The sequence below is a fragment of the Halomonas sabkhae genome (genome assembly GCF_030409265.1).
GTDB lineage: Bacteria > Pseudomonadota > Gammaproteobacteria > Pseudomonadales > Halomonadaceae > Halomonas > Halomonas halmophila.
In genome coordinates this window covers 116583-131254 of sequence record NZ_JAUFPM010000003.1, presented here as the reverse complement: position 1 = coordinate 131254, position 14672 = coordinate 116583, and the positions used below count along the sequence as shown (strand labels likewise).

12 protein-coding genes are annotated in these 14672 nt (G+C 63.6%); 4 read left to right on the top strand and 8 right to left on the bottom strand.

Annotated elements, in window-relative coordinates; translation table 11 throughout:
• Nucleotides 1-33: 33 nt before the first annotated feature.
• From QWY79_RS02300 to doeA, 7 genes are all read right to left on the bottom strand, one after another.
• A complete protein-coding gene (locus QWY79_RS02300) occupies nucleotides 34-2844 on the bottom strand; it encodes an aminotransferase class I/II-fold pyridoxal phosphate-dependent enzyme (RefSeq protein WP_290269498.1) in 2811 nt (936 codons plus the stop codon).
• Between the two features lie 4 nt (nucleotides 2845-2848).
• Complete coding sequence (locus QWY79_RS02295; protein WP_290269496.1) at nucleotides 2849-3901, bottom strand: C45 family autoproteolytic acyltransferase/hydrolase; 1053 nt, start codon at nucleotides 3899-3901, stop codon at nucleotides 2849-2851.
• Entirely contained in the window at nucleotides 3898-5370 is a 1473-nt protein-coding gene (locus QWY79_RS02290) for a biotin carboxylase (protein WP_290269495.1), read from the bottom strand. The genes QWY79_RS02295 and QWY79_RS02290 overlap by 4 nt, the downstream gene beginning before the upstream one ends.
• A 275-nt stretch (nucleotides 5371-5645) precedes the next feature.
• A complete protein-coding gene (locus tag QWY79_RS02285; RefSeq protein WP_290269492.1) occupies nucleotides 5646-6515 on the bottom strand; it encodes a carbon-nitrogen hydrolase family protein in 870 nt (289 codons plus the stop codon).
• 182 nt (nucleotides 6516-6697) lie between these two features.
• Nucleotides 6698-7177 carry an Lrp/AsnC family transcriptional regulator gene (locus tag QWY79_RS02280; protein ID WP_290269490.1) on the bottom strand — a complete coding sequence of 160 codons (480 nt, stop codon included), beginning with the start codon at nucleotides 7175-7177 and terminating at the stop codon, nucleotides 6698-6700.
• Nucleotides 7178-7199: 22 nt separating this feature from the next.
• The gene (gene doeB / locus QWY79_RS02275; RefSeq protein WP_290269488.1) at nucleotides 7200-8237 is read right to left on the bottom strand and encodes a N(2)-acetyl-L-2,4-diaminobutanoate deacetylase DoeB; all 1038 of its coding nucleotides are present in this window, start codon (nucleotides 8235-8237) and stop codon (nucleotides 7200-7202) included.
• 9 nt (nucleotides 8238-8246) lie between these two features.
• A complete protein-coding gene (gene doeA, locus QWY79_RS02270) occupies nucleotides 8247-9446 on the bottom strand; it encodes an ectoine hydrolase DoeA (protein WP_290269486.1) in 1200 nt (399 codons plus the stop codon).
• Nucleotides 9447-9664: 218 nt separating this feature from the next.
• On the opposite strand from doeA, the gene ehuR reads away from it, so the two are divergent.
• The 4 genes from ehuR (at nucleotide 9665) to QWY79_RS02250 (ending at nucleotide 14039) form a co-directional block, all read left to right on the top strand.
• Nucleotides 9665-11071, top strand: a complete 1407-nt coding sequence (ehuR, locus tag QWY79_RS02265) for a MocR-like ectoine utilization transcription factor EhuR (protein ID WP_290269484.1) — start codon at nucleotides 9665-9667, stop codon at nucleotides 11069-11071.
• Nucleotides 11072-11085: 14 nt separating this feature from the next.
• Nucleotides 11086-12009 carry a 2-hydroxyacid dehydrogenase gene (locus QWY79_RS02260; protein WP_290269481.1) on the top strand — a complete coding sequence of 308 codons (924 nt, stop codon included), beginning with the start codon at nucleotides 11086-11088 and terminating at the stop codon, nucleotides 12007-12009.
• Nucleotides 12010-12111: 102 nt separating this feature from the next.
• On the top strand, nucleotides 12112-12711 hold the full coding sequence (locus tag QWY79_RS02255; RefSeq protein WP_290269479.1) for a nicotinamidase: 600 nt from the start codon (nucleotides 12112-12114) through the stop codon (nucleotides 12709-12711).
• Complete coding sequence (locus tag QWY79_RS02250) at nucleotides 12702-14039, top strand: nicotinate phosphoribosyltransferase (protein WP_290269477.1); 1338 nt, start codon at nucleotides 12702-12704, stop codon at nucleotides 14037-14039. The genes QWY79_RS02255 and QWY79_RS02250 overlap by 10 nt, the downstream gene beginning before the upstream one ends.
• A 22-nt stretch (nucleotides 14040-14061) precedes the next feature.
• Here the strand turns inward: QWY79_RS02250 and QWY79_RS02245 are convergent, their stop codons facing one another.
• Nucleotides 14062-14619: a DJ-1/PfpI family protein gene (locus QWY79_RS02245; RefSeq protein WP_290269475.1), complete on the bottom strand. Its 558-nt coding sequence runs from the start codon at nucleotides 14617-14619 to the stop codon at nucleotides 14062-14064.
• Between the last annotated feature and the right edge of the window lie 53 nt (nucleotides 14620-14672).

The window sequence follows — 14672 nt, the reverse complement described above, 5'->3', positions numbered from 1 at the left end:
CCTAGCCCTCCCCTGACCAACCGGCAGCAAGCCTCAGCCCGCCGCTGGCTCGGCCAGGGCAGCTTCGGTGAACACCAGTAGCCCAAGCTCCGGGCGATAGCCATGAATCTCGGTGACATCGAGGGCTTGCAGGAAAACCAGAATCGCCTGGCTGATCACCTGCCCTGGAACCAGCACCGGGAACCCCGGGGGGTAGGGAATCACGAAGCTCGCCGAGACGACATCGCGCCCGGCGCGCATCTGCGCCTGCAGTTCGCCATTATCGAAGCGCAGGTATTCGGTATTTTCCTCGTCATAGGCCAGGAAGTAGGCGCAGCGAATATCCCCCTGGGGCGTATCCGGGTTAGGCCGGAAGGCATCATGGAAGCAGCTGAAGTCAGGCAGTGGCGGCAGGTCCTGGGTCAAGGAATGCACATGGTGTTCGATGATCTTGCGCTCGGGCCGGCTGCTCTCCTCCCAGCGGTATTCGAATTCCTTGGCCAGTTTGATCAAGACGTCCAGCAAGTAGGCAATGGCACCACGGGAGGTGCCGATATTGGTCATGAACAGCACGGTGTTGCGCGAGGTCTTGTTGATCTGAATACCATACTTGTTCATCAGGTATTCATTCTTGAAGGCATCGCCATCCACCCCGGTCGCGCCGATGGCGATGGTCACACGGCTGGGGTCGACCACGAACTCGTCACGCGCCCAGGCCTCTTCCATCTGGTTCCAGCCCGTTACCGGGTCATAGTAGGACTCGACCCCCGATTCTCGATAAGCTTCGGGCACCATGTCAGCGTTCTTCAGCACGCGGAAATACTTCTGCAACAAAGGGTGGGTATAGAGCTGTTCGCGCAGGGTCAGGGCCGCCTCGACCTGAGCATGCACCAGCTCGAAGCCCTCCATCTCGGCCTGCATGCGCCCGACATCGAGCGAAGCGACGATCTGATAGTTGGGTGAGGTCGAGGTGTGGGTCATGTACGCCTCGTGGAACGGCGCTTCGACCTTCTGGCGGAAATCCTGGTCCCAGACATGGATCATCGAGCCCTGGCGTAGCGAAGTCAGCGTCTTGTGGGTCGAGTGGGTCGCATAGGTGCGGATGCGCACCAGGTCGGGGTCCGGCAGCAATCGCTGCTCGAGCCAGGTGGCATCGTCATCCGGGTCGAGCTGGTCGAACTCGGCCTTCCAGACGGCATACTCTTCTCGGTAGGCCTCGCTGCGATAGCGGTCACGCAGGGTACGTGCGGTGTGCATGGCGGTGCGCGGGCGATAGGTCGGGTTGAAGCCGGCAAAGGCAAACCACGCCTCGTCCCACAGGAACACCAGATCGGGTTTGATCGCCAGACACTCTTCCATCACCCGGCGCACGTTGTAGACCACGCCATCGAAGGTGCAGTTGGTCAAAAGCAGCATCTTGACCTTGTGCAACTCACCGGCGCGCTTGTACTCGAGCAGCGTGCGCTTGATCTCGTGCAGAGGTACCGCGCCATACATGGAGTAATCGTCGAGCGGATAGGAATCGAGGTAACTGACGTGAGCGCCAGCGAGCACCATGCCGTAGTGGTGCGACTTGTGGCAGTCGCGGTCGATCAACACGATGTCGCGCGGCTTGACCAGGGCCTGCACGACGATCTTGTTGGCCGTGGAGGTGCCGTTGGTGACGAAGAAGCTCTGGCGTGCCCCGAAGGCCCGAGCAGCGTACTCCTGAGCTTTCTTGATCGGCCCGTAGGGCTGCAGCAAGGAGTCGAGCCCGCCGGAGGTCGCCGAGGTCTCGGCCAGGAAGATGTTGATGCCATAGAAGTCGATCATTTGACCCGCCCAGTGGGAACGCGTCACCGACTTGCCTCGTGAGATAGGCATGGCGTGGAAGACCCCGGTGGGTTTCTTGCTGTACTCGCGCAGGGCATCGAAGAAGGGGGTGCGATAGCGATTGTCGATGGCGCGCTGGATGGTGTGGTGCTGCTCGATGTAATCGGTCTCACGGTAGAAGATACGGTTGAAGTAGCGGATATCGCGACTCGCCGTGGCCTCCACATCGCCGCTGGTGACCAGGAACTGGTCGATTTCCGGGCGCAGCTCATGGATCATCGAGCTGAGCAGGATGCTACGGTCAGCCTCGGACTGATTCTCCAGCTCCTGCTCGGAGAGTCCCTCCAGGTAGTTTCGCAGAGCACTAAGGTTGTACTTGGATTTATAGGGGAACTCGTAGCGAATCAAGCAGGCCTGGATATTGGGATTGACCAGCACCGCGATGAGCGCATCCTCGAAGCTGCGCACCGTGACCACATCGTAGACGAACTTGTCCTCCGGACGACGCAGATTGTGAAAGGCCTCACGCACGACCTCTTCTTCCTGCGCCGAAAGGTTATCGACGATCAGCAACTCGAAGTAAGGCTGCGCCGAGCTGTTGGAAGCGGGGTGACCACGCCTGAGCTGATTCAGGGCATCCAGGGTCTCGAGGTCTTCCGCATCAGCATCGGTCTCGCTAAGGTCAACGTGGCGTCGCCGATAGGACTCGCTGATCAGCGCGCGCACCAGCCGTTTGATCACTCTTTCCAGCAGCACATACTCCTCACGGTCGAACAGCGCCCAGAGGTGACGAAAGTCTTCCTTGGAGGGAAAGGCGTGATAATCCTCGATGATCTCAAGACGGGTCAGTTTGACGTCCACCGCCTTGATCAGGTTGCGGGCACGCTGATCGGAGGCATCCAGCTTGACCAACTGCCCCAGGTCACGCTTCAGCGCATTCCAGGTATCGGCTCGTAGCTGAGATATCTTGTGATAGAAGCCCAGAGCGGTATAGGGCGTTTCGGTATGGCTGTTCTCATGCATGGCGACCCCCTTGTGGATCTTGTTCTGCATCCTTTCAGCCCGTGTAGAGCCCCCGGGCGCCATAGCGCACGGTGATGCGTTCTTCTGGAAAGTCATCGAAAGTCAGATCCAGAGCAAGACCCGGCCAGTGAAACTCAGCCCGGCCCTCGGTCGGACGGTAGAACGCGGTATAGATGGTACCCAGGCCGCGCGCATAGTCATGACGGAACAACGGCGGCGCGGCGAAGGCGGACACGAGGCGAGCCTCAGTGGTGCTGTCATCGTCCACCAGAATCGACAACTGACGTTCGCGAATCAGCGTCTCGGATGCCAGGGCATGGGCGTACCACTCGATCCGCTTCTGATGGTTGGTGGCCACCGGCACGCGACGGATGCTGGCACGCCGGTCCGGAGCGATCATTGCCGTCACATAACGCCCGGCGCGATCCGCAACGGTGATGTTGTAGGCCATGTGGGTCGGCACTCTGGCCAGCACCTCGGCGGCCTGAGGCACGCTGTCACAGAACTCCAGGATATAACGCAGGATGATGGGGGCCCCGAAACCATCACCCACCGTCTTGCGGCCTCCGAACGCCAGGGAAACCGCCAGACCGGCATCGTTCATGCCATCCAGCACACCCCAGAAACAATCCGACATGGCGATCACTCGCCGCTCGTTCCAGCGGCTGTAGAGGATGGTGCCCTCGCACAGCTCCGGCGGATAATCATAGTTGCGCGCCAGCAGGGTAGTGGATGGCCGGGCCAGAACCGCCTGCGAACACCCCGTGATGTAGGCCGGCGGGCGATAGAGGCTCAATAGTCGCGAACTGAGATCACCGCCACCCGCCAGTTCGCACAGGATCCGATAGGTATCTACCAGCTCGGGCATATGGCGGCTCAAGGCGTTGTAGCAAGCCAGGTAACCCGGACGCTCGCGCTCGCCCTCGCTCAGGTACCACTGTTCGTAGGCCGGCCAATGGTAGTCGAACAGCGACTTCCATCTGTCTCCCGGCACTTCCTCCCGTACGGTACGAAAGTCCAGCACCTTGAGCGCCGCATCCCCGTGCGACCTGCCCGACGGCAGATCGGCGTGGTATCGTCCGCTCATAGGATCTTGAAGTTGCCGCCGCCAATAGCGTGGCTGACAGCGACTTCCTCAACGACCGGATCCTGTAGCGGTTGGCCGGCGAACTGACCACGGATGCCATCGATCCAGGCGCGGGCGCGATCGGTGAGCTCGAAGTCATCATCCATCAGCCGCCCACGAGTGATCAGAATCCCCAGATCGGCCCCCTCATAACGGAAGTCTCCCTCACCGCTGATGCGCAGGAAAAAGGCCTCACTTTCGTTTTCGGCGGCATGCGGGTGCGAATCATAATGGTCGTAGGCGACACTGCCATCTTCCTCCATTCGCCACACGCCGGAGGCCGGTGCGGCGGTGAGCAAGTCGACACTCTCGTCGGTATGCTTGATGACCAGTTGACTCCAGCTATCGACACTGTCGGGATGCGACCAGCGCTCATTGATCTCGTCGATATCGAGGTCGAAGTCGCGGTCCGAGAACTCCAGCAGATGGAACAGGAACAACGGGATATCGGAGTGAGCGAAGGCTGCCACGTTGGTCAGCGAACTCGCTCCGGTAACTCGCGGGTTGAGCTCGCCGAGATAGACATCCTGCGTCTCCATGTCGATCAGGAAATCGAGCTCGAAGTAGCCACGATACCCCTCGTCACGCAACGCTTCACCGAACTTGAAGGTGTATTCCCGGGCCTTGTCGCGCACCGACTGGCTGAAAGCTCCGGCAAACATCTCGTTGCCGCACCACCCTCCCTTGTAGGGGGTCAGTGACTTGAAACCGACCAGCTCGGTCATCAAGGGGCCCACCACGGTGCCGCAGCGCGTGGCACAGGCCTCGATGGCCGAGCCGCGGCAGTTGATGCGCTTCATGATCTTGACTTCGGGTTCGGCTTCAATCTCCTCAGCGTGCTTGTAGTAGTCGTCCTCGCTGGCGATGAAGAAGGTGGTATGTCCCGAGTCGCCGAAGGCGGTCTGCACCACCAGGTCATCACCGAGCTCCTGGCTGACATCACAGAGCTCCTGGTAACTCCCCACCCTGGCCAGCACGTTGGGCACGCTGGGCACGCCAGCCTTGTTGCCGATGCGTACCGTCTCGATCTTGTTGTCCATGCGCTGGCGCAGCTCGGCCGGCGGGAAAGCAACTTGGAGTCCAAGCTGCTCACATACCTCCTCGGTATGTCCATCGAACATCAGGAAAGTCGCAATACCCGCATCGTCCCCCTGAGCCCGAGACTTGATGAAGTCGATCACTTCCTTGTGTTCGAGCAGGTAATTGTTGATGTCCTCGATGCCTTCGAAGTCGCGGGGGAATTTCTCGCGGGGCACGAAGACGTTGCGCTGGCGCCGATCGAAGCAGTCGATGTAGTTGATATGACGGAAGTTACCGACCCAGTCACCGATTCCCAGTAGATTGAAGTTGGTAGCCGATATGAAATACACCGGCCGCTTGTTGCTGAGGAAGTGACGACGGACATCGGCGATGCTTGTTATTTTGCTCATTGTGGTTGCCCCTTGGCTATCGACGGAAGCTTCGCCCTCCACCGCCTCTGCAGCGGGAGCAAGCCGGTCGGACTCGGCGGCGTCGGCGGTACCGGCGGCCGTGGATGGGACGAACAGGCGTCGCAATACAGCGAGGATTCCAGCAAACATGGCACACCCTTTTTCCGTGGATTCCGCAAGGAAGACACTGCTTGACTGCCTACGCATGCAAACCGTTAGGTTGCACGGTGCTCGGCGATTCGTTCAGCAGCTCCCATACACCTGCTCGGATCGGATCATGCCTCCTCGATATTGGTGCGTTGCGGTTTGGCGAGCGGCCCCAGAGTATCCAGGAAGGGGGAGGAAGCGCCCTCGTCACGGTATAGCGAGAAATCGACTCGACGGTCGCGGAAGCTCTTGAGCGGTTGGCCGAGCCCCCTCAAGCCTGTCTCGCGTTCGCGACGCACACGGCTCAGGTCGACCTCGATGGGCATGATCTCCTCACCGGTGCCGGCCTGGTGGATGACATCGCCCGAGGGCCCCACCACGATGGAACGACCATTACCGAGTGCTCCGGCGCCGTTGATGTCGAAGAAGTAACACTGATTGACCGCGGCGTTGGTCCGCGCGATGGCCAACTCGATGTCACGGTCGATGGTATCGGTCATGGTCGGGTGCAAAATCACCTCGGCCCCCAGGGATGCCAGGGTGCGAGTGGTTTCGGGAAACCACATGTCATAGCAGATCGACACCCCGAAGCGCCCGATGTTGGGCACGTCGAAGATGACAAACTCGCTGCCGCTCTCCACCCCCGCCTCGTAGGGGCGGAAGGGAAACATCTTGCGGTAGCGGGCAACCACCTGGCCATGGGGGTTGATGACCGACAACGTATTATAAGTCCCATCCTCGCGCTGCTCGAACATGGAACCGGGAATCAACCAGATGCGATACTGCTCGGCCAGCTGGCAAAATAACGCCTCAGCCGGGTTGGGAAACGGCTGGGCGTGATGCGGCGAGGCGCCCATCGGCATCAACTCGCTGAACAGCACCATCTGTACTTGAGGAAAACGGCTCATCAGAACATCGATGCGATGCCGCATGGCCTCGGTGTTATCGCCGTGATGCAAGGCATGCATCTGGACACCAGCAATCGTGAAGTAGGACATGTCATACCCTCTGCGTCAGGCGATCTCGAATCACTACGGGCTCCGTCCATCGGCCGGCGACTCGACTCCAGTGACCGCCGGTGGGATCGCCCGGCAATGTTGGTACTTCTCCCACACCCCACTAGCTTATGCCATGAGCGGCGAAACGAATCAACGCAGAGGAAACACCTGGCTGAGCACGCTCAATGTGCCGCGAGATCGGCTTCGGTAACGTGGTCCGCAGGACGCTTGACCGTCTTGGTGACGATGTAGGTGAAATAGCGTTCGATGCCGACATCCGAGGTCAGCCAGTCGTCGATCAGGCGCTGATAGGTATCGATCGAGGCGGCCTCGATCTTGACCAGATAGTCGAGCCCGCCGCCGACGGCCACGCATTCGGTGACCTCCGGGGTGTCGTGCACCAGGGCCTCGAAGCGCGCGAAGCTCTCGGCATTGTGGGCCTTGAGCTCGACCTGCACCCAGACCGGAGTACGCTTGACCAGCACATCGGTGTTCAAGCGAGCGCTGTAGCCTTCGATGACGCCCGCCTTTTCCAGGCGTCGCACGCGCTCCCAGCAGGGGCTGACCGAGAGATTGATGGCCTCGGCCAGCCGGGACTTGGTGATGCGTCCGTCGCGGGAGAGAATTTCAAGGATCTTCAGATCGTAACGATCGAGCTTCATGGGTTTACCTGACTCTGAGTATTCAGCCGAGTGACTCGACGACCTCGGCGATCACCGCGATGGTGTCACCCATGTTGACACTGGACGGGAACCGCCGGGCCGCCAGGACGCCGTCACGCTGTGCTCGGTATTCGACGGGCGCCACGCCGCTGCGCGTCATGTCGTACACCCGCGCGATGACATCACCCTGTGTCACCGTATCGCCCAGCGCCAGCGTCAGCTCGAGCAGGCCGGTGTGCTCACTCTGCACATAGCAGGAGGCATCCGGCATGTCGAGGTAGGCCTGGGGCTCGGCCGGCATCTCGACTTCGCCCTCGACCAGGCCATAGTGGATCAGGAAGTTATCGATACCGCGCTCGGTGATCGCCAGGCTCTGCGGCGTCGAGGTGCCGCCGCCGCCCAGTTCGGTGGCCACGAAGATCTTGCCCTGACGCTCGACCGCGGTGTCGAACAGGGCCGCGGCATCCAGCTCGAACATCATGATCGCGTAGGGCGCCCCGAAGGCCTTGGCGCCTTCCAGCGCGCTGCGCTGCTGCTCGGCATCATCCAGCACATGGGAGGCCGCGAACGGAATGATGTCCAGGGTGCGACCACCGGAGTGCAGGTCGAGCACCACGTCGCTCATCGGCACCATCACGCGGGTAAAGTAGTCGGCGATCTTCTCGGTCACGTTGCCGTCCGGGTCGCCCGGAAAGCTGCGGTTGAGATTGCCCGCGTTGCCGGCATCCATGGGCGAGGTGCGACGTCCGACCATGCAGGCCGGGGTGTTCATCATCGGCACGATGATCACGCGGCCCGTGACGTCCTCGGCGCGCAGACGGCTGGACAGCTTGTGCAGGGCGGTGATGCCTTCGTATTCATCGCCATGGTTGCCGCCGGTCAAAAGCGCCGTGGGGCCCTCGCCGTTCTTGACCACGGTGACGGGAATCATCACCGCGCCCCAGGCCGACTCATCATTGGAGACCGGCAGCTTGAGGAAACCATGCTGAACACCGTCGGCCTCGAAATCGACGGTGGCGGAAATCGGACTGGGCCGCAGCGGGCCGGTTGAGTTGCTCATGAGGACTCCTTACTTGACGAACAACTGGCGCGGAAAGTCCGCCAGCGTTTCACAGCCGTTTTCGGTGATCAGTATGCTTTCGGTAATCTCGAGTCCCCAGTCTTCCACCCACAGGCCCGGCATGAAGTGGAAGGTCATGCCCGGCTCGAGAATGCTGTCGTCCGAGGGACGCAGACTCATGTTGCGCTCGCCCCAGTCGGGCGGATAACTGAGGCCGATGGAGTAACCGCAGCGTGCACCGCCCCGGTCGAAGCCATACTTGTCCATGGCCGCGCCCAGTGCCATGGCGATATCGGCCGTCCGATTGCCGGGCTTCGCCACGGCCAGGCCATTATCGATGCCTTCCAGCAGGGCCGACTCGGCCCGCACGAACTCCGCCGGCGGGCGGCCCAGGTAAACGGTCCGCGACATCGGCGCATGATAGCGCTTGTAGACACCGGCGATCTCGAAGAAGGTGCCCTCGCCCTCGCGAAACGGCGAGTCATCCCAGGTCAGGTGGGGCGCCGCGGCATCCTTGCCGGTGGGCAGCATCGGCACGATGGCCGGATAGTCGCCACCGAAGACCTTGCCTTCCGGGGACGTCCAGCCCTCGATGCCCACACGATAGATTTCCGATACCAGCTTGCTCTTGGGCAGGCCCGGCTCGACACATTCCAGAATGCGCGAGTGCATGCCGGCCACGATCTTGCCGGCGATCCGCATGTACTCGATTTCCTGGGGCGACTTGATGGCACGACACCAGTTCACCAGGGAGTTGGCATCGGCAAAGCGAGCGTGGGGAAGCTCCTTCAGCAGGCACTGATAGGCCTTGGCCGAGAAGTAGTAGTTGTCCATTTCCATGCCCACGACGCCCTTGTGCCATCCCCGGTCGGGCAGGATGGTCTGTGCCAGGTAGTCCATGGGGTGCATGTCCGGGTTCTGGACATAGTAATCCGGGTAATAGGTGATGTTGTCCGGATCCATCCAGCAGGTACGCAGTGCACCATTGGCGTCCATGCGCCGCCCGTACCACACCGGCTCTCCCTCGAGACCCAGCAGCACACACTGATGCACGTAGAAGGACCAGCCATCATACCCCGTCAACCAGGCCATGTTGGACGGATCACTGATGATCAGCACGTCGATTCCGCGGCTCGCCATTTCGGCGCGAACCTTCCAGAGACGGCCAGCATATTCTTCACGAGTGAAGGGAAGAGAAACCTGAATCATGACATCGCTCGCCAAACGACCACACTACCAATATCCGGTCACCTGTTCTCCTCAGGCGCCGGGGCATAGCACTGAACCAATGCTGACACTCTTGCCGACCGTAATCTGGCCGTCGTTGTCATGAAATTACCGTTCAACATCATGACAATACACGGCCCGTACCGGTATGGTGATACTATCACCACCACTTGGCGGGCGGTCAAAGGCTTTATTGAATCATGACAATTGATCTCTCACGCTATCTAACGGACTCGGGGCCCAAGTATCTCGCCATTGCCAGGGCACTCTCCGAGGCCATCCGCCAGGGAGAGCTGCCGCCCAGCACCCGACTGCCCACTCATCGCGAGCTGGCCGAGGCCATGGGCATCAGCGTGCAGACCGTCTCGCGGGCCTATGCCCAGGCGGAAAAGATGGGGCTGGTGCAGGCACGCACCGGGAGCGGCACCTGGGTCAACGCCCTGGATGACTCGCGTGACTCGGCCTATCTGCGCAAGCCGGAACCGCGCCATGAAGACGCGCTCATCGATCTGTCGATTGCCCACCCGGTGTGCCCGCCGGGCCATCACCTACGCTTTCGTGAAACCCTGGCGCAGCTCGCCGAACAGGCGAGTCCGGATATCATCACCGCCAATCGCCCCATTGCCGGACTGCCCCATCATCGCGAGCGGGCCAGCCAGTGGCTGACACAGCGCCTCGGTGTGCCCGGGGAGCCGGATGAGCGCATCCTGTGCAACGGTGCCGCCCACGGGCTCTTGCTGGCCGTCGCCACCATCGTGCAGCACGGCGACCTGGTGCTCACCGAGGCTCTCACCGACCACGGTCTGATCGCCCTGTCGCGCACCCTGGGATTCCAGCTGCGCGGCGTGGCCATCGACGAGCAGGGCGTCCTGCCGGAAGCCCTGGACATGGCCTGCCGGCGCTTCAAGCCGCGAGCCGTGTGCCTGACCCCCACCCAGCTCAACCCCACCGGCGCCACCATGCCCCAGGAACGCCGGGATGCAGTCGCCGAGGTGCTCGAGCGACACGCGGTCTGGCTGATCGAGGACGACGTCCTGGCCCTGCTCGAGCCGCCAGGACTGACGCCGTTGACGGCGCGTGTGCCGCATCTGGGCTTCCATGTCACCAGCCTGACCAAGGCCACCATGCCGGGGCTGCGCGCCGGCTACCTGAGCGTGCCGCGCGGCCAGCTGCACCATACCCTGCCGCGCATGCGGGCCACCACCTGGATGGCCACCCCGCTGATCTTCGAGATCGCCGATGCCTGGCTGGCCGACGGCACGGTCGATGAGATGGCCGCGGAGCAGCGCCACCTGCTGGCCGAGCGCCAGCGCCTGGCCAGCCGCCTGCTGAGCGGCCATGAGCGCACGGCGCGCGCCACCGGCATGCATGTCTGGCTGGGGCTGCCCACGGCATGGCGGACCGAGGAGCTGCAGCAGCAGGCCGAACAGGAAGGCGTGGCCATCACCACGGCCGTGCCCTTCATGGTGGAGCAGACGGCCGCGCCCCGCCGGGTGCGCGTCAGTGTCGGCGCGGAACCGGACATCGAGCGCTTCGAGGAGGGCCTGCAGCGCCTCGTCAATCTGCTGGGCGAGGCACCACCGCCCATGATGCAATTCGTCTATTGAAGGGAGCGGACACCATGCGCGTACTCATTCACCATGGCAACGCGGACGCCTGGCGAGAGGCCTTGTCGCGCCGCCTGCCGCACGCCGAGATCCTGACCGCCGAGGCGAGCGCCGAACAGCGCCGCCACGTCGATTACCTGGCGGCCTGGCAGCCACCCGCCGAGTTGTTCGGCGAGCTCAAGCGGCTCAAGGGCATCGTCAACCTGGGCGCCGGCGTCGATGCCCTGCTCGACAACCCCGCCCTGCCCCGCGACCTGCCCATCGTCAAGTTGCGCGACGCCGGCATGGCCGGCCCCATCGCCGACTATGTGCGCTATGGCGTGCTGCACTTCCAGCGCGACTTCGACCGCTATGCCCGCCAGCAAGCCGACGCGGAGTGGTGCGAGCACGCCGTGACCGACAAGGCGGACTGGCCGGTCGGCGTACTGGGGCTGGGTGCCATCGGCGCCAAGGTCGCCACCAGCCTGGCCGCCGATGGCTTTCCGGTTCACGGCTGGAGCCGCTCGCCCAGGACCCTCGAGGGCGTGACCTGTCATCATGGTGATGAGGGGCTTACCGGCCTGCTGGGTCGGGTGCGCAGCCTGGTGCTGTTGCTGCCGGGCACGACGGCCACGCATCAGTTGATCAACCGCGAGACACTGGGGCAACTGCCGCAGGGCGCCAGCCTGATCAACCCCGGCCGCGGCTCGCTGATCGAAGAGTCGGCCCTGCTCGACGCCCTGGACAGCGGCCAGCTGCGCGGCGCCCTGCTGGATGCCTTCCCGGTCGAGCCGCTGCCCGCCGAGAGCCCGCTGTGGTCACATCCACGCATTCTGATCACGCCTCACATGGCCGGTCCCACGCCGCTGAAGGATGCCGTCGATCAGGTCGCCGAGGCACTGCGCGCCTTCGAGGCCGGCACACCCCAGCCGACCATCGACCCGGACGCCGGCTACTGATGCCATGCGCTACACGAATGGCCCGGCAGGCGATACGCTGATGGATAACAGGGGCAATCCCGCCCCGGTGACACCCACCGATGCCCATCAAGGAGGTGCGCGATGTCTCGGACCACCCACTCTCGGGCCACCGGGTCGCGGCCCTCTCTGGACTATGGAAGCCGCGACGCCCTGCTGGTGGTCGACATGCAGAACGACTTCTGCCCGGGCGGCGCCCTGGCCGTGGCCGGAGGCGACGCCCTGGTACCGGGGATCAACGCCGAGATGGCCACCGCCCGGCAGGCCGGCGCCCTGATCATCGCCTCCCGGGACTGGCACCCCGTGGACCATGCCAGCTTCTCCCATCGCGGCGGGCCCTGGCCGGTACATTGCGTGCAGGACACTCCGGGCGCCGCCTTCCACCCCGAGCTGGCGCTGCCCGAGGCGACCATTCGCGTCAGCAAGGCCACCGCCTTCGACCGCGACGCCTACTCGGCCTTCGACGCCACCGGCCTCGGTGACTATCTCCGCGAACGCGGGATCGAGCGTGTCACGGTCTGCGGCCTGGCACTCGATGTCTGCGTCAAGGCCACGACGCTCGACGCCCTGCACGAAGGGTTCACCACCCGCCTGCTCGACGACCTGAGCGCGGCCGTGGACCCGCAGGCCATCGCGGCCTGCCACGCCACCCTCAGCGATGCCGGTGCCGAACTATGCCGATGACCGCCCCGCTGACGGTGGAGGAAGACGAGCTGGCGCTGCTGACCGATCTCTACCAGCTGACCATGATCCAGGCCTATTGGCGCGAGGGCATGGACGACCGGGCGACCTTCAGCCTGTTCTTCCGTCGTCTGCCGGCCGAGCGTCGCTTCATGCTCGCCTGCGGCCAACAGCATGCCGCCGAGCTGGTCAGTCAATTACGCTTCGGCGAGCGCGCCATCGCACGCCTGGCCGCCACCGGACGCTTCGATGCCGCCTTCCTCGACTGGCTGGCGAACTGGCGCTTCGAGGGCGACATCTGGACCCTGCCGGAGGGCACGCCGGTCTTCCCCGACGAGCCCCTGCTGGAGGTCGATGCGCCCATCGCCCAGGCTCAGCTGCTCGAGAGCCTGCTCATGAACCTGGTGCAGCTGGAAACAGTGCTGGCCTCCAAGGCGGTACGCCTGGTCATGGCCGCCCGGGGACGCCCGGTGGTCGACTTCGGCCTGCGTCGCATGCACGGCCTGGACGCCGCGGTACGCGGCGTGCGCGCCTATCGCAGCGCCGGACTGGCCGGTACCAGCAACGTCCTCGGCGGCCTGCGCCACGATCTGCCGCTCAACGGCACCATGGCGCACAGTTACATCCTCGCCCACGACAGCGAGCGCGAGGCCTTTCAGGCCTTCGCCCGCCACATGCCGGACACCACCCTTCTGGTGGATACCCACGACACCCTGGCCGGCGTGCGCCAGGTCATCGCCCTGCTGCAGGACGAGCCCGAGCTGCGCATCGGCGCCATCCGGCTCGACTCGGGTAACCTCGAGCAGCTGGCACCGGACGCACGCCGACTGCTCGACGACGCCGGCCTCGGCGAGGTCAAGATCATCGCCAGCAGCGGCCTGGACGAGCAGGCCATCGAAGCCCTGCTCAGCGCCGGCGTGCCGATCGATGCCTTCGGCGTCGGCACCCGGATGGGTGCCTCGACCGATGCCCCGGTCATCGACCTGTCCTACAAGCTGGTGGAATACGCCGGCGAGCCCCGGGTCAAGCAGTCGCCGGGCAAGGCCAACCTGCCGGGGCCCAAGCAGGTCTATCGTCACCTCGACGCTGCCGGACGCTACGCCGGCGACACCATCGCGCGGCGCGACGAGCGACTCGATCAGGGAACGCCGCTACTGGTGCGCAGCGTGAGCGGCGGCCAGCCCGATGCCGACGGCATGGCACTGGCGGCCTCCGCCCGGGAGCGCGTCATGGAGGCCCGCGGGCGCTTTCCGGACAGCCTGACCCGCCTCGAACCGGGCGTCAGCGACTATCCGGTGACGCTCAGCGAGGCACTCGCCGCCTGGCGCTGATCCGCTGGAGCGGAGCGTCGCGTTACAGCAGTTCGTTGAAACGCGCCAACCAGGCGGGATGCGCCGGCCAGGCCGGGGCGGTGACCAGCTTGCCGCTGGTGATCGCCTGATCGACCTGGAGCTCGGCGAAGTTGCCGCCGGCCAGCGTGACCTCCGGCGCACAGGCGGGATACGCCGAGACCCGGAAGCCCTCCAGCGAAATGGCGGCGGCCAGCAGCTGGGCGCCATGGCAGATCGCCGCCACCGGTTTGTCGTGTTCGAAGAAGTGCCGCACCATCTCGAGCACTCGCTCATCCAGGCGCAGATATTCGGGGGCACGCCCGCCGGGTACCACCAGGGCGTCGTAGTCCTCCAGCGCGACCTCGGCGAAGGAGGCATTGAGGATGAAATTGTGCCCTGGCTTCTCGGTGTAGGTCTGGTCGCCCTCGAAGTCATGGATGGCGGTGCGCACGCTGTCTCCCTCGCGCTTGTCGGGACACACGGCATCCACCGTATGCCCCATGGCCTGAAGCGCCTGGAAGGGCACCATGATTTCATAGTCCTCGACGAAGTCGCCGGCAATGAGCAGTAATCTGGCCATGTCATCTCCTGATGCATACTGGATCGCTGAGTGGCTTATGCCAGCATAGGATA